This window comes from Vibrio hepatarius (genome assembly GCF_001274785.1).
GTDB lineage: Bacteria > Pseudomonadota > Gammaproteobacteria > Enterobacterales > Vibrionaceae > Vibrio > Vibrio hepatarius.
On sequence record NZ_LHPI01000047.1, the window covers coordinates 1 to 18240 of the forward strand.

18 protein-coding genes and 2 pseudogenes are annotated in these 18240 nt (G+C 45.8%); 14 read left to right on the top strand and 6 right to left on the bottom strand.

Annotated elements, in window-relative coordinates:
• The first annotated feature begins 13 nt into the window (after positions 1–13).
• From AKJ31_RS23490 to AKJ31_RS21830, 6 genes and pseudogenes are all read left to right on the top strand, one after another.
• Positions 14–271: a hypothetical protein gene (locus AKJ31_RS23490; RefSeq protein ID WP_053411101.1), complete on the top strand. Its 258-nt coding sequence runs from the start codon at positions 14–16 to the stop codon at positions 269–271.
• Positions 261–495: pseudogene (locus AKJ31_RS23650) on the top strand (hypothetical protein); the annotation flags it as partial. The gene AKJ31_RS23490 and the pseudogene AKJ31_RS23650, both read left to right, overlap by 11 nt.
• Positions 496–720: 225 nt before the next feature.
• Entirely contained in the window at positions 721–912 is a 192-nt protein-coding gene (locus AKJ31_RS21815; protein ID WP_053411103.1) for a hypothetical protein, read from the top strand.
• Positions 913–1356: a hypothetical protein gene (locus tag AKJ31_RS21820; protein ID WP_053411104.1), complete on the top strand. Its 444-nt coding sequence runs from the start codon at positions 913–915 to the stop codon at positions 1354–1356.
• Positions 1357–1411: 55 nt separating this feature from the next.
• A complete protein-coding gene (locus tag AKJ31_RS21825; RefSeq protein ID WP_053411105.1) occupies positions 1412–2125 on the top strand; it encodes a hypothetical protein in 714 nt (237 codons plus the stop codon).
• A 90-nt stretch (positions 2126–2215) separates the two neighbouring features.
• Positions 2216–3304 carry a DUF6708 domain-containing protein gene (locus AKJ31_RS21830; RefSeq protein WP_053411106.1) on the top strand — a complete coding sequence of 363 codons (1089 nt, stop codon included), beginning with the start codon at positions 2216–2218 and terminating at the stop codon, positions 3302–3304.
• 269 nt (positions 3305–3573) lie between these two features.
• Here the strand turns inward: AKJ31_RS21830 and AKJ31_RS21835 are convergent, their stop codons facing one another.
• Both AKJ31_RS21835 and AKJ31_RS21840 read right to left on the bottom strand, forming a co-directional pair.
• Positions 3574–4920, bottom strand: coding sequence for a magnesium transporter (locus tag AKJ31_RS21835; RefSeq protein WP_053411107.1), 1347 nt, complete (start codon positions 4918–4920; stop codon positions 3574–3576).
• A 108-nt stretch (positions 4921–5028) separates the two neighbouring features.
• Complete coding sequence (locus AKJ31_RS21840; protein WP_053411108.1) at positions 5029–5691, bottom strand: pyridoxamine 5'-phosphate oxidase family protein; 663 nt, start codon at positions 5689–5691, stop codon at positions 5029–5031.
• Between the two features lie 77 nt (positions 5692–5768).
• Here AKJ31_RS21840 and pdxR point away from each other — a divergent pair, with 77 nt between their 5' ends.
• Entirely contained in the window at positions 5769–7220 is a 1452-nt protein-coding gene (gene pdxR / locus AKJ31_RS21845) for a MocR-like pyridoxine biosynthesis transcription factor PdxR (RefSeq protein ID WP_157052417.1), read from the top strand.
• Here the strand turns inward: pdxR and yjeH are convergent.
• A complete protein-coding gene (yjeH, locus tag AKJ31_RS21850) occupies positions 7207–8466 on the bottom strand; it encodes an L-methionine/branched-chain amino acid transporter (protein WP_053411110.1) in 1260 nt (419 codons plus the stop codon). The genes pdxR and yjeH overlap by 14 nt on opposite strands.
• Positions 8467–8661: 195 nt before the next feature.
• Between yjeH and AKJ31_RS21855 the strand changes: the two genes are divergently transcribed.
• The 6 genes from AKJ31_RS21855 (at position 8662) to yddG (ending at position 13202) form a co-directional block, all read left to right on the top strand.
• Positions 8662–9111: an Lrp/AsnC family transcriptional regulator gene (locus tag AKJ31_RS21855; protein WP_053411111.1), complete on the top strand. Its 450-nt coding sequence runs from the start codon at positions 8662–8664 to the stop codon at positions 9109–9111.
• Positions 9101–10024 (top strand): LysR family transcriptional regulator, encoded by a 924-nt coding sequence (locus AKJ31_RS21860; protein WP_053411112.1) that lies wholly within the window; start codon positions 9101–9103, stop codon positions 10022–10024. The genes AKJ31_RS21855 and AKJ31_RS21860 overlap by 11 nt, the downstream gene beginning before the upstream one ends.
• 89 nt (positions 10025–10113) lie before the next feature.
• Positions 10114–10728, top strand: a complete 615-nt coding sequence (locus AKJ31_RS21865; RefSeq protein WP_053411113.1) for a LysE family translocator — start codon at positions 10114–10116, stop codon at positions 10726–10728.
• Positions 10729–10810: 82 nt separating this feature from the next.
• Positions 10811–11788, top strand: coding sequence for a Gfo/Idh/MocA family protein (locus AKJ31_RS21870; RefSeq protein ID WP_053411114.1), 978 nt, complete (start codon positions 10811–10813; stop codon positions 11786–11788).
• A 12-nt stretch (positions 11789–11800) separates the two neighbouring features.
• Positions 11801–12199 (top strand): OsmC family protein, encoded by a 399-nt coding sequence (locus tag AKJ31_RS21875; RefSeq protein ID WP_053411115.1) that lies wholly within the window; start codon positions 11801–11803, stop codon positions 12197–12199.
• 121 nt (positions 12200–12320) lie between these two features.
• Positions 12321–13202: an aromatic amino acid DMT transporter YddG gene (gene yddG, locus AKJ31_RS21880; RefSeq protein WP_053411116.1), complete on the top strand. Its 882-nt coding sequence runs from the start codon at positions 12321–12323 to the stop codon at positions 13200–13202.
• Between the two features lie 21 nt (positions 13203–13223).
• On the opposite strand, the gene AKJ31_RS21885 is transcribed toward yddG, so the two are convergent.
• Positions 13224–13703 (bottom strand): L,D-transpeptidase family protein, encoded by a 480-nt coding sequence (locus tag AKJ31_RS21885; protein ID WP_053411117.1) that lies wholly within the window; start codon positions 13701–13703, stop codon positions 13224–13226.
• 288 nt (positions 13704–13991) lie between these two features.
• On the opposite strand from AKJ31_RS21885, the gene AKJ31_RS21890 reads away from it, so the two are divergent.
• The gene (locus AKJ31_RS21890) at positions 13992–16115 is read left to right on the top strand and encodes a sensor domain-containing diguanylate cyclase (protein ID WP_053411118.1); all 2124 of its coding nucleotides are present in this window, start codon (positions 13992–13994) and stop codon (positions 16113–16115) included.
• Between the two features lie 44 nt (positions 16116–16159).
• On the opposite strand, the gene AKJ31_RS21895 is transcribed toward AKJ31_RS21890, so the two are convergent.
• Both AKJ31_RS21895 and AKJ31_RS23315 read right to left on the bottom strand, forming a co-directional pair.
• Positions 16160–17791: a BatD family protein gene (locus tag AKJ31_RS21895; RefSeq protein ID WP_083440004.1), complete on the bottom strand. Its 1632-nt coding sequence runs from the start codon at positions 17789–17791 to the stop codon at positions 16160–16162.
• Positions 17791–18240 (bottom strand): annotated as a pseudogene (locus AKJ31_RS23315) (hypothetical protein); the annotation flags it as partial. The pseudogene AKJ31_RS23315 and the gene AKJ31_RS21895, both read right to left, overlap by 1 nt.

Genomic DNA, 18240 nt, shown 5'->3' on the forward strand with positions numbered 1-18240 from the left:
TAGGTAACAAACAATGACCAACAAAGAATCAATAGGGTCACTTAAAGCCCAACTTTATGGCGCTGAAACCAAGTATTCTTGGGAGCATAAGGGGTGGGGCGGTAAATACGACCATCTAGGTATATGGGGGTTATCGATAGTTGCTGGTTATTCAATGCTCGGCTTTCTTTGGTTGGTTAGCGATGATCTTACTGTAGACACACCAGTATTTTGGGGTATTTTTGCCATCTCGACGATATTTGTGTTGATCTCAAGGTTTTTTTTTCCCTGATAAACATCGTTGTTATCACTTAACTTCACTGGGTATTCATTACACCGAACAAGATATGATCCCTGAAGTGGCTTACAAAATCGTTCGTGGCTTTGCGTGGGTGGGGATTGCGGTGTGTATTATTGCTGTCTTTGTACTTGGCTCGCTGGCATTTGTAGGTGCTGGAGCGTTTGCGCTGATGGCATTTGGAATGACTAATTTCCAGTCAACCGTTGATAAGTCTTATGTCTTTATTGATGAGCGCAGCGTCGCTTTTAGTCTAGTTAACAACAGCGTGGTGTCATTCGCGATTCCTGAGAAAGGTGCACATTCTTACTCTGCTGATATCTATATATCACTTGAGCAAAAAGAAGCGCTGTTAAATTATTTACGCTCACTCTTTCCTAGTATTGAGGTTGTAAAAATCAAAAGACTTAATGACCAATACAAACATCCTGTTTATCAGCAAGATGAAGAGGTGGTGGAGTAATTCAACCGACTTTGCACCACTCAAGATATTACTGCCGTACCCATCAACATTACAAGCATCTGAACATCAGCAACTTGGCTATGTGGCGTCAGGCTGCAGCCAAGGTGACTTAGCTGTGTCACCAGCACCGAAAGAATCTGCAACTCGTACCATTGAAGTGAGAACAGAATAAATGACCTCCAAGGAGAAAATCGAAACATTAAAAGAGCAACTGTATCAGTGTAAAGTGGACTATTCATGGGAATATGTTGGTCCTGATGGAAACTATTCTCCAATTATTCGGTGGCTTATCGCTCTATCTATTGGCCTATTTCTACCAACATTTTTAATGATTGTTGAAGATACCTCCATGTGGAGTGCAGGTTTTTGGTTTTGTTTTATTTTGGCAACTATGGGAGTTTTGATAACAAGATACTTATTTCTTCCCGATAAACATCGCTATTATCATTTAACCTCAATGGGCATCCATTATACCAAGCAAGATATGATCCCAGAGGTGGCTTACAAGATCGCTCGCGGCTTAGCTTGGGTGGGGATTGCGGTGTGTATCATTGCTGTCTTTGTACTTGGACCACTGGCCTTTGTAGGGGCAGGAGCGTTTTGCGTATGGATTTAGCTTTGGAACCTCAATAATTAAGTCCTTTGAATCAACCCAAAAATTATATGATGCCTTGAAAGCTGGCAATTCAGCTTTGATTTTCAAGCATAGTTCTGATGTTATTGCTGAGTCCGCTCTAACAGTGGCAAATGGATTCGGTTTCTTTAGGAGCGCCCATGTTGGATGGTTGGTAGCAAATGCAGATAAAGGAACAAAAGCTGCTCTTTGGGCAACTAAAGGTAGCCGTCTACTGTCTATTGGGATGAGGATCAACTCAATTGGTTTGGTGGTGTCAGCGGCTCAACTGGTTATAACAGCTTGCTATAATCGTTATAGTTTGTCTCAGTATATGCAGTGGATTAAGAGTAGCCAGTGGGGGAATGAACCAAAAGGTATGTCTCTAAGTCAAAGTAATGAACAACTTGCCAAAATTAGCTCTAAACCAGTTCTATCAATTATACCGTTATCAAGAGGTAAAGCCCTTTCTTTATCAATACCAGGAATAACAATAAGCGAGCTTGATGAAGCAGGAATAGAAGTTTCTATCTACTGGTTAGTTAATCATCGCGAAAACAAATGTGAGCCTTGGACTGAAGAAATTGGTCAACAATGGGTAGTTTTGAGTAGTCCCGAAGAACCTCTTACGATCGGTGTACCGATATACGAAATAGAATCTAACGCCCAGCATGGGGTAGCCATCGAATTGCATTACTTCCCTACACCCGACTCAAATGAGAAGGTGGTTGTAAGGTATCAAACAATAAATCTAAACAAAGGGGGCTATTAAGTGAAGTGTCTATGCTTAAAGTAAAAGAGCTCGTTTCAGGCAACTTACAGCCCTTAAACACGAATCAGTTAAATATGCAAGGTGTATAAGTTGTCTAAAGAGAATACGTTAGAACAAGAATTGAATTTAGAAGAACGAAGACCTTTAGCTGGTGAAGTACGTAGGCTTCCATTAGGGGAAGCTCTTTTCTTTTCCCCTAAACCAATACCTTCTGCTAAGGTTACTCCAGGAAGTTTAGGTGAGTCGAATCAAGTCCTCGGAATAAATGAAACATATATGGATATAGGGCTAGCTAGTCATGGTAAAGCATTTCAGGTACAGCTAGTGATGTCTTGTATTTTATTGATGTTGAGTGTTTTAATTTCAATTCTTCTCATTGGAGCGTATGTCTCTCAGAGTAGACATGGGGGTATTGCCCAAGCATTTATTCATGGAATTACAAAAGATGGATTAATCGGGTTTATTCCGATATTTGTACTTTTTCTAATAGGCTGGTTTGTTATTATAAAAACGTCCCTCCAAAAGTCTCAGAGAAAACCTATTCGGTTTAATCGACAACGAAGAGAAGTTTGCTATTTCGACGATAAAAATAAATCACCAACAGTTGTGCCGTGGGAAAACGTTGTATCTTGGGTGGTAACACACAAAGGTTTTACAGGAGAAGCGTTCATTTCCGATGTTACTTTTGGGCTAGCGCTCCCTGACGCAGAAGGTGAAGATTATTGGATGTTTAAGAAACCTGTGGGAATAATGGAGGAAGGGCAGCGTTCTTGGGAGATTATTCGATGCTATATGGAAGAAGGTCCGGAATATTGGGCGACGATGGCAGGTGATGAAAGCCGAAAAACGTTTGATGAAACGCGACTACAGCTCAAGCAAGATTTTCGCAATGGGCCTAAGTACTTAGTGCATAAGGCTATGTCAGATCCGAGCAAGTCATATTTAGGAATAATTGGTTATTATCTATTTAACATATTGAGCGGTTGGAAGCTACCATACCTAGTATCAGAATGGGATAGTAAAATTTCGATGGCAAAGTTTCCCGATGAAATCAATAAATGGTCTGAGCCAATACCAGAGCACGAATGGGCCAAGCCTAGTAAAGAGTTATTGAAACAGAAAGCACGAGCAGAGGCTCACTATGCAGCAGGTGGGAACTTGGCGACTTTAAAGCTTTAAATTTCCAACATACCAAAAAAGAAGAACCAACCTCAAATAGTGAGATTGGTTTGTATGAGTGTGAACAAAATGGTTCACTAACAACGTCAGTTGGCTAGGTGACCCTTGGTATATCAAGGGTCAGATTAACTAATGCAGCATATGTGCCAAATCTAATAGTGCCTATTTGCACAAAAATCTAGTCCTTTCGAACTAGATTTTATTGATTTCATTGCATATTAAAAATGCAAAATGCAAACCTTTGCATTACTAGAATTAGTGCCTAGGGTTTACAACATCACTAGGCTCGCGGTTCCAAGGAACGCAAAAAAGCCAACTACGTCGGTAACGGTAGTCAGGATCACTGAGCCTGCGAGGGCAGGATCCAACTTGAGTTTATCCAGTACGATAGGGATGAGTACCCCAAAGAGCGCAGCTGCGATGATATTGACCACGATTGCGAGTGCGATTGTGGCGCCCAAAATACCTGATTGGAACCAAAGTGCAGCCAAACCGCCAATGATCACCGCCCACAACAGCCCGTTGATTGAGCCGATACCGATTTCGTTTTTAAGTAACGCCCAACGGTTGCCTACCGTGATCTGGTTGAGTGCCATTGCACGAATCATCAGAGTCAATGTCTGGCTACCAGCGATACCTCCCATCGAAGCGACAATGGGCATCAACACGGCCAAAGCGACGACTTGAGCAATAACATCTTCAAACAGTCCGATAGTTACCGAGGCGAGAATGGCAGTCATTAAGTTGATGCCTAACCAGACGCCACGTTTTTGCGAACTTTTTACTACCGGTGCAAAAAGGTCATCGCCTTCATCCATACCGGTACCGGCCATTAAACGCGTTTCGTAGATTTCTCGTTGCGTGCTGAGGGCGAAATGCCAGTCCACTTCACCAACGAGTGTTTGTCCATCATCGACCACTGGCATAGATGAAGTAGAAGAGTGTTCCAGTGCTTCAATGCTTTCTGCTAGCGTTAACTTGGCGTTTAATGTCACCACATTCTCGCTAGATAAATTCTTGAGTCTTTCTGTCGGTTCGGCTCTCAGCAAATCGATGTAACTGACGACGCCACGAAACTGCTTACGCTTATTGATTAAGTAGATGTGATGAGGCGCGTCATAACTGTAACGCTCCATTAGCACTTTCGCTCTTTCAACCGAAATGTTGAATGGAAGTGTCACCACTTTTCTCTCAGCCCAGCGGCCGAGTTCATCGTCGTCGTACTCGTTTGCTTGGTCATAAAGCTCAAGCTCGTCTTTTTCGATCAGGCTGAGAGCTTCATTGATGATTTCGTCGGGTAACGAATCTGCCCACTCGATCAATGACATGTTGTCGAGTTTAGCGAGCGTGATCTTCAATTCTGTTTCAGAGAGTGCCGCAATGATCGAATTACGTACATCGGCACGGGCTTCGGTCAGCACTTCGATATGCAGTTCTAGCGGCAAACCACGCCATAAGCGTACACGCTCATCGATCGGGAACGCTTCCAGTATAAGTGCGACTGAACCTGGCTCTAGGCCCTCTTCGATATAATCATTAAGAATGCTGTTTTGCTGCTCTTCATCCGCTCGAGCAATGGTTTGGATGTGATGAGATAGCTCCTGAAATTCGCTCATCGATGTGCTCCGCAGTTTACAGTTTTGTTAGAGTGAAGACATGTTAGCAGAAGCGTCATTCAGGGCTAGGATAATTTATGAAAAAGCCCAGAAATTCTGGGCTTAGCGCTAATTTGTATTTGAGTACCAGCGTTCTCCATACGCCTGGCTGTAGTCGGGTTCATCAAGGTGTGTTGATGCCTCAACGGGTTCTAATGGGCCGACCACTGTTCGATAAGGAAGAATACCTGCCCAAACTGGGCGGTCTAGGTCAGACAAATCATCATTGACACCCGAATTACTGATTTTTACCGATGCTTCGGTGAGCGGGATTCTCAATACCATGGTTGCAGCCAGTTCTTTCGCATTGCTTAAACGAACTTGGCTGGTTCTTTGAGGCGCAATGTGTTCGATAAAGTGGTTGAGCACTTGGTCTTTTTCGTTTGCATCTTCAACAGTTTCAAATGAGCCAAACACAACTGCAGAGCGGTAATGTGCGCTGTGATGAAATGCAGAGCGTGCTAGCACCCATCCGTCAAACAGTGTGAAAGTCAGGCATGTTGAAAAACCTTTCTTGAGTGTTCTCATTAAGCGACTGTTGTTTGCACCATGGATGTAGACATAATCGCCCACGCGCCAAGCAAGCATTGGTATCACAATCGGCCCGTTCTCTTCGCTAATTGCGATGTGGCCTATTAAGCTTTCATCAATGATCTTGTGTAGTTGCTCTTGTTCGAATATCGCTTTGTGCTTCGCTTTCTTTACTTCTGTACGTTTGGTCTGAGATAACATCCTTTCGCCCTCAATTCGTCTTCTTTGATTACAATCTAAACGTTAAGTGGTACTTTACTAAGAGCCAGTTTTAGATAATGGATGGATCCAGAATGACGCCGATTGAAATAGGCGACTTAGCGCTTAGCCAAGGTAAGGCAACTCTCCAAGAACAGCTGTTTCACGCTATTCGCGGCAAAATTGTCGCTCACTTGTGGCCGTTAGGGGGAAAGCTTCCCTCAACTCGAAAAATGGCGGGGGAACTCGCTTTAAGTCGCAACACAGTGATCGCTGCGTATGAGCAGTTGGCTGCCGAAGGGTATATAGAGAGCAGACGCAGTTCTGGTTTCTATGTCGCGGTCGAGCTTCCGGATCACTATTTGTCGAGTCAAATTCCGGTGACCAAACCAACTTCATCCGTATCGGCAACGGACATCAACAAACTGTTTGCCCCGGGGGTGCCGGACTTAAAACAGTTTCCGCTTAGCAAGTGGCAGCGTATGTTGCAGCGTCACGCCACTCGCGTATCTCTCCTTGGTAACCAAGAGATACAAGGCAGTTTGGCGCTTCGCCAAGCGCTGACCAATTATCTTGCATCGAGTCGTTCGGTTAGTTGTCATCCAAAACGAATTATCATTACTTCTGGTGCGCAGCAAGCGTTGTATATTGCGCTCAATGCTGTACTAGAGCAGGGCGACAACGTACTCATGGAACAACCGGGTTACGCGCAAATGAGTAAAGTGGTGGCATTGAACGGCTTCGGTTTCCAAGATCTTCGTGTTGTGGAGCGCGAGGGTTTCGAATTGAATGATGTGTTTTGTTCCAATGCGAAAGCGCTCTATGTTACGCCAAGTAACCAGTATCCCATGGGCACCACGCTCAATACTGAGCAGCGCTTACAGCTGGTCGAATGGGCGGCGCAGGAGAAGCGTTGGATTATTGAAGATGATTACGACAGCGAGTTTCAGTTTGCCCATCGGCCCTATACCAGCTTACAAGGACTCGCAAGTGAAATGGGCGGCGATGAGCAGGTCATCTATATTGGCTCATTCAGTAAGGTGATGTTTAACGGATTAAGATTGGGTTACATGGTGGTGCCCGAATCGATTGTTGAAGCGTGTTTAGCCGTCAAAGACGCGACCAGTGGGGATACGCCAACTCATACTCAGGAAGCACTGGCCGATTTTATTAACGAAGGCGATTTGTTGCGCCATATTCGTAAGATGCGCCGTTTATACAAATTGAAACACCAAACCATGAGCGAAGCGATTCAACGTCACTTTGCCAATCGTGTTGAGATTATCAGCCAAGCGGCGGGGTTACACATTACTCTAAAGTGGACCGGTGGTATTGAAGAGGATACTTGGGTTGAACGTGCTAAAGCGGCGGACATCATTATGCGGCCGATGAACTACTACGAGCAGAAGCCCCATGAAAGGACTTGGCGCAGTGTCATCTTAGGTTTTGGCAATGTGTCGTTGGAAGAGATCGAGCCAAATATTCAGCGCTTGGCTGAGCTATTTGGCTCAAAGGAGGTTATTCAGGTTTAGGTTGTCTTATCGGGCGAACCTTTTCCCAAGGGAAACAGAACAACGCAAAGATCGTTAGCGCATATAACATCGACCAACCTAGGCAGATGAACACTCCCGTACACAAGAGTAGGGCAATACCTGCCAGCACTTTGCCTACTCCGCTGAGCAATTTGTATGCAGAGAGCATCGCTAACAGGTAAACCAAAACGAAGACGCTGTTGGCGAGTTTTAAGAAGAACTCTAAATCTAATTCAGACAGTTCGCCGACAACGCAAGAAACCACTAATATCGCGCCGATCATTAATGTTGCGTTGGCTGGCACACCTTTGATGGAGATTCGTGCCATGGCACTGTCGGGTTTGTATTCGCGCGCTTGCGCCCACACCATGCGAGCAAGGCTTTGTGTGTAAAGGTTTACGCTAGCAAAGCAGGCAGCAAAGCCAAGAATACTGATCAGCACTTTGAACTGGTTGCCAAACAGTTGCTCTGAAATCCATGGAATCGACGTACTTTCAAAGTCTGGTGAGCCGTAAGCGCCCAGTTTTAGGATCACCACCGAGCACGCCCAGTAAGTGGCGCCTGCAATAAAACTACCGACCAGGATCGCAATGGGAAAGTCACGTTGTGGATTCTTAAACTCTTCGCCCATATGAGCAAATGCTTCAATGCCGACAAAGCACCAGAACATCACACCAAGGGCAGCGCCAATGGTCCAAACCGATTCTGAGTTGAGTGCTGGCATAGTGAAATCGTTGGTAGAAACATCACCTTTCCACCAAAATGCTGCCACAAGAGCGAATACACTCAGCGCAATCGCGGTTTGGAGTCGACCAGAAGACTTTGTCCCAGCCAGATTGACCGCCATAAGCAGTACAACGGTGATCACTTGGGCGACGATGGCGGAGTTAACGGCATCAGGTAATAGCTGTTGCAGAAAGCCAGCAGCGAGTGCAATTGCGGCGGGCACGCCAACCGGGATAACGCTCACGAATAACCAAGCAACGCTGCGCTCTAAACGTTTATTGAACGCCTGACGGACAAAATACGCCGTACCACCCGCACTTGGGTAACGTTTTCCTAATTGTGCGAAGGTAAGTGCAATCGGGCAAATCGCGATAAACAATACGCCCCAAGCCCAGAGTGAATAGTGCCCTGCGATTCCTGCAGCAATTGCGGGAACCATAAATAGCCCAGTACCTAGTAACGTTGTCGAGAGTTGTCCTATTCCTGAAATAAGGGTTATTTCTTTTTTTAATTCGCCCATAGTATCCATTCCTTGAGATATAGCTGTAGCTTACTCAATAACCTCAGGATAAGCAGCCATCATTTCGTCGTAGATATCCGTCAAATTGACGGAATCGCAGCAAAATTAATACAAACTGACGGCTTTATTGGTGGACGTATTTGTGTCACATTACCTGTAATCAACAGGATAAGTTGAGTTATGACAGGAAGTAATATGGATAAGTTTGATCGTCAAATAGTAGAGATACTAAAACATCAGGCTCGCGCCTCAGTGAGTCATATCGCCCGAGAAGTGAACCTTTCCCGTTCTGCCGTGACGGCTCGGATACAAAAACTTGAGGCTGATAAGGTCATATTGGGTTACCACGCTCAATTGGCTCCGCCACAGAATCTACCGATGATTCAAGCCTACATGGCACTGAAGTTTGATATGTCGGCGACCACACATTACTGTGAAACTTACGCGAGAAGAATCTACCAGATTGATGGTGTGAAGTGGTGCCATGCGATCAGTGGTGAAACTGACATGATGTTGTTTGTAGAGGTGCCGAGCATGCAAAGACTTAACGCGATTAGGGATGAACTACAAACCATTCCGGAACTGCGCCACTTAATGACACACACAGTATTGACCGAGTTTTTTAATACCAAACATGCTTCTTAGCCAAATTAATCTCAACTTACTGCGTTCGCTGCAAGTCTTGCTTGATGAATGTCATGTGAGCCGAGCGGCCGAACGTCTGAACATTACTCAGTCTGCGGTTAGCCGACAGTTGTCTCAATTGCGCGAGCTATGCGGCGACCCATTACTGGTGCGTGATGGTAATACATTAGTCCCCACGCCTCGTGCACTCGCGATACAAGGGCGCTTAGACGATTTACTGGGTGAGTTTGAAAGTCTGCTTAGTGATGACGTGTTTGACCCGAAAACGTGGAAGCAAGAGTTTGTGATTTCATCGAGCGACTATGTGGCGCAATATATTCTGCCCAACGTGGTTTCAGTCATGGTCGAGCAAGCGCCAAAGGTTAATATTGCTTATCGGCTTTGGCAGCCCGATTATCTCAACCAATTTAATGCTAGTGGAATTGATTTGGCGTCGACCATGCTACCGCAGCAGCCTGAAAATATTAGCAGCGTCAAAATTGGTGAAGATAAGTCAGTGTGTTTGATGCGCAAAGGGCATCCGTTACTTGAAGAACCTTCTTTGTGCTGCGAACGGCTAACCGCGTACCCGCACCTTAAAGTGACTGGCGGTGGGGATAAAGACTCCAATGCTGATGTTGCCCTTGCTGAACTGGGTTATGCGCGCCGTGTGGCGTTAAAAGTACCGTTCTTTTCGGCTGCGATTAACGCATTGATGTCGAGCGACTATTTGATGATCGTGCCTGAGCATATTGCCGCCAATCTCTCCAATGATCACCCGCTTGCCTACCGACCGCTGCCGTTTGATACCCAACTGCATCAATACTGGCTGATGTGGCATCCCAAATATGACCAAGATAAAGCCCATCAATGGATGCGAGAATTGGTGTTGCATGCGATGCGTACCTCACGTTATTCAATTGGTATGATTTGAAATCATAGCCAGTATTCTGAACTTTGATTTCAAATCATTATTTGGCTGGATTAAGTTAAGTCTATCGGCAACACAACAGGACAATAAGAATGACTCTGACGATTTGGCTATCCCTATTCACAATATGTTTGCTCGGTGCGATGTCACCCGGCCCAAGCTTGGCAATGGTGGCTAAGCACAGTCTGGCTGGCGGTCGAGCTAATGGTTTGGCGACCGCTTGGGCGCACGCACTAGGCATCGGTATCTACGCATTCATTACCTTGATTGGCCTTGCGGTGGTGTTGCAGCAATCTCCTTTGGTGTTTAAGGCGATCAGTTATGCGGGTGCGGCGTACCTTGCTTATCTCGGTTATAACGCGCTTCGTTCAAAAGGTGGTGTGGCAGAAAAATTAGAAGCGGGTGAGCAGAGCAGCGCTTGGCAGTCGGCGAAAGAAGGTTTTTTGATTTCGTTGCTCAGCCCTAAGATTGCGCTTTTCTTCACCGCACTATTCAGCCAGTTTGTCGCGGTTGGTGATAGTGTTGGCGCTAAATCGCTGATCGTCCTGACTCCACTTGTGGTAGATGGTTTGTGGTACACCTTAATTACGCTCTTGCTATCAAGTCCGCGCTTATTGGATAAGATTCGTGCGAAAGCGCAACTTATCGATAGACTTTCTGGCGCAGTTTTGATTCTCTTAGCAGTCAGAGTCGTGTTAACTGTATAACGACAACGTAATAACAATTAATATTTATGATTCGTTTCTGATTGGAGCCTACTCGGCTCCTTTCGTAGTAAGGGACCCAGTTATGATTAAACTTGCTGTAATAGGAACAAACTGGATTACTGGTCAGTTTGTCGATGCTGCACTCAAAACGGGTGAGTATGAACTTTGTGCTGTGTATTCGCGTTCAAAAGAGAAAGCCGCCGAATTTGCTGAAAAATATGGCTCGGTGGAACTGTTTGATGATTTAACGCAGTTCGCGAAATCGGATGCGTTTGACGCGGTATACATCGCCAGCCCTAACTCACTGCATGCACCGCAAGCCATGCAGATGATGAAAGCTGGCAAACACGTGGTTTGTGAAAAACCGATGGCGGCCAACGAGACGCTCGCCAAGCAAATGTACCAAGTTGCTGAAGAAAGTGGTGTGGTGCTGTTTGAAGCGTTTATGTCACCTCATGCGCCAAACTTTAAACTACTCAAGAGCAACTTGGGCAGCATTGGTAAGATTCGTAAAGCGTTTATTACCTACTGCCAATACTCATCGCGTTACCCAAAATATCTTGCGGGTGAAAATCCAAACACGTTCAATCCAGACTTCGCCAATGGTTCAATCATGGACATCGGTTATTACTGTTTAGGTTCTGCGGTTGAGTTGTTTGGTGAGCCAGTTTCAGTCAAAGCGGAAGCGCAGTTGCTTGATTCAGGCGTAGATGGTAGTGGCAGTGTGATTTTGGGTTACCAAGGTTTCGATGTGGTACTGCAACACTCGAAAACCAGTGATTCTTACCTACCGAGCGAAATTCAAGGTGAAAACGGCGCGCTCTTAATGGAAATGATTTCCACAGCGAAGAAACTTACCAAAATTAGTCGCGGCGGTGTCGGTGTGGATCTGAGCGTGAAGCAAGATTCCAACCCAATGTACTATGAAGCAAAAGCCTTTGCTGAGCAGTTGAAGACAAACAAACTCGATGAAGAGTGCAAAACGCGCTCACTGATTGTAGCAAAATTACTAACAGAAATCCGTCGCCAGACAGGCGTGGTTTTCCCTATGGATGTATAAAGAGATACAACAATGCAAGCTGAAGTAAAATGGATCGAAGATTTTAAGTTTTTGGGGCAATCTCAATCTGGTCACTCGGTAGTGATGGATGGAAATGGCGGCGCAACCGCACCAAGCCCAATGGAAATGGTCTTGATGGCAGCAGGCGGTTGTAGCTCCGTTGATGTGGTTGATGGCCTAAAAGAAGCGGGTCAAAAAGTGCAAACGTGCACCGCTAAGCTGACGACAGAACGTCGTGATACGGCGCCGCGTATTTTCACTAAAGTGAACATCCACTTTGAAGTGTCAGGTGAAGATCTGGATGCAGACGTAGTTGCTAAAGTCGCAGCGGATTCTCTGGAGAAATACTGCTCAGTATGTTTCATGCTGGGCAAAGGTGTAGAAATGACCCATAGCTGGGAAATTATCTAAACATCGGCTTACCTAATTGAGCCGGACTGATTATAGTCCGGCTTTTTTCATTTAAGTCAGCCCTTGGGTAGTGATGTACTGTCTACGTAGGGTGATGGCTATAGTCATTTAGGGCGAATACGTGAACCAACATAAGTTTACTATTTGTGGTGTTGTCGCCATTTTGTTGTGGAGTAGCGTGATGGGTTTTGCGCGAAACGTGACAGAGTTGCTCGGCCCTGTTGGTGGCGCTGCTTCCATCTATACCGTTGCATCGGTGTTTTTGGTGCTGGTAATGGGCGTACCTAAACTAAAAAATTACTCGCTCCGTTACGTGCTTATCTGTGGCGGATTGTTTGTCGCGTACGAGATTTGCCTTGCGTTAGCATTAGGGATGGCCAATTCGCGCACCCAAGCGATCGAAATGTTGGTGATCAACTATCTCTGGCCTGCGTTGACGGTTCTGCTTGCGGTGATCGTCAGCCAGAAGAAGACTAGCTTATGGGTTTACCCAAGTATCGCCATTGCGTTTCTCGGTGTCGCATGGAGCGTCACAGGCGACCAAGATTTATCTTTCGCGCAGATCGTCGCTAATGTCGCGACCAACCCAGTCACTTACGCGATGGCATTTGTAGGTGCGTTTCTTTGGGCTATCTACTGCAACTTAACCAAGCGTATATCCAATGGTCAAAACGCAATTACCCTGTTCTTTATTATGACGGCGGTGACGTTGTGGATTAAGTATGCCCTAAGTAACGAAACGGGGATGACGCTGACTTGGGAAGCGAGTGGATTACTGCTGATCTCGGGAATTGCGATGGGGAGCGGCTATGCGCTGTGGAACTACGCCATTATAGGCGGGAACATGGTGCTACTGGCGACGCTGTCTTATTTCACTCCAGTGCTGTCCACCATCATATCGTCGTTTATCCTTGGAATTGCGATAACACAGAGTTTTTTACAAGGCGTGATCATGGTGACGATTGGTTCGTTGATGTGCTGGTGGGTGACCAGAGATAACTAGCCTAGCTATTACAACTACTGGTCACCAATAGATTTCGATAGGGGTGCCAACATCGACAAGCTGGATAAATTCATCCATTTCTTGGTTGCTCAGCGCAATGCAGCCGTCGGTCCAATCAAAGCTCTGAATATAGCTTGCGGATTTGGTTTCCCCATTTTTCAGACCATGGATTTTAATATTGCCGCCAGGGTTGAGGTTGTGTCTTCTGGCGTTCTCGATATCTCGATCGTTGGGGTAGGTAATATGAACCGAGCGATAATACTGCGAATCTTCCAAGATGAAGTCCAAGTAATATAGCCCTTCTGGTGTACGCTGATCACCCTCTTGCGCTTTGTGGCCTTTTGGCTGTTTGCCTAGTGCGACTCTAAACTCACGTATGATTTCGTTTTCCTTGACCAAATACATTCGGCGCTTGGATTTATCTACTTTTATCAGGTCCACATTGGCAAAACTAGGTGTGCAAACTATCGCTGCGAGAAGCAGTAGCAGCTTACTCTTCACAAAACAGTCCTCTTCGAGTTCTTAATTGGTTGGAAAGTTTATATAACAAAAACTGCTTAACTAAAGCGTAGCGAATCTAAGCTGTGTTGTCGGCTGAATTTTTACAACGGTCAATGCAATTTTTGGAAATAAGATCATAAAAATGTATGAGGCATCATATCTACGAAATAAGGATATGTCGAATTGCGAGTAACTTAACATAGGCCTTTTAATGCTGTTTGCATGGTCAGGACTAGCTGCTAATTTTTTATACGAAAAAAGGTGATTATCAAGGCGCAGGCTAGGCTTATGTTCCCGCGAATTCTTCTTAAAAATATCTTATCAGCCAGAAATCAGCGGTTTTTAGTCAATTCATTGTTTTCTTACATTGATGACTTATTGGAAGCTGAACACATCAGTGTTTTCTACGAACCGGTTAACAACGGCACGCAGAGTTTTATCTATCAACAAGGCAATCCGGTGTCTCTCGACAAATACCCGAGCACTTTTTGGTCGTGGATTGCGCAATTTGATACCTCTGATGGTTTTATTCCGTTGGCGATGAATACCTGCCAGTGGGACTATCAACAAGTGATGGCAACCGACAGTTATGTGTTTATGCTCGATAATCACCCCGAGATGCGTACCTATTTGGTGGTTGAGAACATCAATGTGTCGCTGGTGGATGAAGCTAACCACAACAATCAATTGGAAGTGCTACAGATTATCGCAGCACGCTGGCAATGCTTGCGTGCTGAAACGGAAGCGGCGAAAGAATTCAAACAGCGTGACATGAAAGAAGCCAAATACCTTGACGTGATTAAGCAGCGAGAGTTGTTTATCGAGAACATGAGGTTGGTACAGCAAGCGGCGGTCGAGATTTCAAACCCGAAGAATTTGGATGAGCTGTACCGAATGGCGGTTGAAGCGGTGCGTAATAAGCTCGGTTTTGACCGCGCGGTGTTTATGCTGCTCGATATCAAAAAGCGTTGTTTTAGTGGTACGTATGGTACTGACGAATACGGTAATACCGTTAGTGAGCATCACACGCAGTATGACCTCCACCAACTCGAAGAAACCTACATCAATGCTTTGTTTGAGGGCAATGAAAGCCTAGTGATCGTTGATAATGCCCCTCTGTACACCGCAGGTAATGTAATTGGCCAAGGTTGGAATGGCATGCTTATTTTGCGTGATGATGAAGAAATCATTGGTTGGATTGCGTTAGACAACTACATCAACCGAGCGCCGCTGACGTCTTACCAACGCCAAATGTTGGAGTCCTTCGGCTCGTTGCTATCTCAAATCTATATTCGTAAGCGTCAGGAACAGAACGTACGCATGTTGCACGCCAGTATGGTGGAGCTATCGCGCTGTATGACGGTTAGCGAAGTGTGCAAATCGGCGGTGACTTTCGCAATCAACCGTCTTGGTATCGACCGCTTTGCGGTGTTTCTCACCGACAAGCAATGTACTCACATGCAGGGCACATGGGGAACGGATATACAAGGTAACGTGGTTGATGAATCATACTATCGCTCCGATACAGTGGATCGTTCTATCGTTAACGCCGCGCGTATCAACCCGAATGATGTTGTGTTTGAAGAGTCGGTGCCGATCTACCATGACTTTCATATCGTCGGCTTTGGCTGGACAGCGATGACGCTATTGGTCGACAACAATGGTGACCCTGTGGCGTTTATCGCTGCAGATAACCTTCTAAGGCGCTCACCATTAACCCATCAACTGCGTGAAGTGATTCGCATGTTTGCCTCCAATTTGACTGAAGTGCTGCTGCGCACCCGCGCCCAAGAAGCGGTTCATCAAATGAATGACACCTTGGAGCAAGAGGTAAAGGCAAGGACTCGTGAGCTGCAAAAAGCCAATGAGCAGTTAGAACTGTTGTCAAAGATGGACCCGCTGACGCGATTAGGTAATCGTCGAATGCTTGAAGCGCTGTTGGAAGAAATGTGTTTAAGCGGAGAGTCAAAACGCAACCAATACGGTTTGATCCTCGTCGATATTGACCATTTTGGTTTATACAACAACCATTACGGCCATATGCAGGGGGATATTGCGTTGATGCGAGTGGGTAACATTCTTCAACACCACATCCAGTTTGATAATGAAGTCTTCTGTCGCATTGGCGGCGAAGAGTTTGCATTACTGGTCTCAGACTATGACGCGGAACGCGTATCCAAGCTCGCTGAGTGTATCCGAAAATGTATTGAAGACGAGCAGATACCACACGAGCTAAATTCTTCTAGTCAGCATCTTACTGTGTCGGTGGGTTATGCGGTGGTTGAGTTGGAACAAAGTGAATTTAACTTTGATACCTTGTACTGTGAAGCGGACAGTGCGTTATACAAAGCCAAAGAGCAGGGTAGGAATCGAGTTGTGGGCAATGCACCACTGCTTGTCAGCGCAGAATAAAAAACGCAGGGCATCCAATCTGGATGCCCTAATGCTATTGGTTGTTACAACGGTTCAAGCGGCTCTGAGCTCGGTTTGACCTTGGTTGATTTATCGAGCTTTTTGACCAGCTTTATCAGCTTTTTGTTGTCCCAGTGACGTTTCTCGGTCGCATACACGCTAGCGTTCATAGCGTCTAACTCATCTTTGACTTGCTGCTTAAGCTGTTCGTCGCTGAATTGCGTTTCGCTTAGCCATTGCTTGCCTAGAAAACTTGCTTGGACAACATCGCCTTTGCTTAGCGCGTGAATAAGCGCTTCACTTTTTCTACTCGGCACTTTTGTTTTATGCTTGTGTTGGGTTTTTGCACTTCTGGCTTTGAACAAAAACAGCAACGTTATTAGCCAAAGGGTGGCGAATAGCGCAGTCAAGTATGGCCAGAACCCTGAGTCTTTAACGGTAATTGTTTCTGCCGAGCTCGGAAGAGAATTCAGTACCAGCGGCTCGCTACCATTTAAAGCTTCACCAGCAGCGACTGACAAAATTAATCCTTTTATTGTGGCGGTTTGCTGTTGCTTCTCTTTGCTGCTCCACCAATTGATGCTGATATCATTGAGCGCGATTTCTCCCTCTAGCTGCGGGATCAACACTTGGGTTAGCGTCATTCTGGTTGTGCCTTTGCCCAGATCGCTAAACTGTGGCTTTTCTTGGTAGATACGAATTGAGCTAGGGTAGTTGACGCTGATATTTGGGAATCGCTCGGCGGTAATTCCATCAATATCTAGCGTGATTTCCCTTGTGATCGACTCACCTACTTTGGTTTCATATCTTGCGCCAGCGATTGGTTTGCCACTGGAATCCGTCCAGTGCTGGTTCAGTTCCAGTTTAGAAGCGGGCAACCAATTGCCTTGGTAATTCTCTGGAATGGGATGCACCACCAGTTTGAACTGCTCTGCGGGCGTTGATGCGTCAATCAAGCGCGTAGTACCGCTACGATTATTACCGTAAACAACGCTGCCTTTAAAGCCGATACCGGAGACAGTAAACTCGCCAGCTTGATCGGCAGTGACGCGAAAATCTTGATCCACCACTGTCACTTCCATTCCATCCATCGCGCTTTGGTACTGTGATGCGTCACCCACCGCTGCCAGCGTTAAGCCTTGCGCGATAGGCGGAATGATTTGTGGGTTTTGTAAACGACGGGGATCTGCTTTGATAATTAAGCGTGTTTTGAGCAACGCACTTTCATTTGGGTAGAGCTGCGTTTTATTTAGGTGACTTTGCACTTCAACCAAATCACTGACATTCGGTTGCTCGTTATCAACCCCGACTTGGATCGCAATCGGCTGCGAAGATGCGCCATCAACAGTAAATGCAGGAATGGTACTGATGCCGATACGCTGCGCAGCGATGGAGATGTTCCACTCGCTGTGTGATGTGCGTTTGCCGTTGATGATGTTGATTGACGTTCCAAAGCTTGGTCGACCGAGGTAGAAATCCTTTTCCAGCACTGAGAAATCGATATCGTCAGAGGAGACCTTTTGGTCTACCACGACTTTAAGTTGGAAGACTTCATTTTTCACCACTTTATTCTTGCTTACCGTAGCCTGAATGGTCGTGGCGAACGCTGTCGAACTCGCGACGAAACTTAAGATCGCGAATATAAACGCTAAATATGATTTGAGATATTTCATCATCACCATTGCTTACCTGACTGTTGAGGCGGTTGTTTCTGTTGTGCTTGCAGCATAAGTTGCGCACGCAGCAGACGGCTTGGGTCGCGGGCACTTTCAACCTGCTCAAGCTTCCTTAACTGAGGATCAACCTGTTGCTGATTGTCTTGTTTAGCGAAGGTCGGCGCCTGTTGAGAAGAATCCTGACTCTCATCAGATGACTCTTTGCTACTTTGCGGTACTTGCTGTGATTCCTGATCAGAATTTTTCTCAGTTTGTTGGCCATTGGAACTTTGTTGCTCGTCCTTGTTTTCTTCGGCTTGAGTTTGTTCTTGCTCGGAAGACTTACGGTTCTCGTTATCGGTTGGCTGACTTTGGCCATTTTGCTGATTTTGTGATTCCGAAGCGTTGTTTTCGTTTGGCTTTTGATCACCTGATTGCCCAGAATCGCCTTGCTGTTGCTGTTGCTGTTG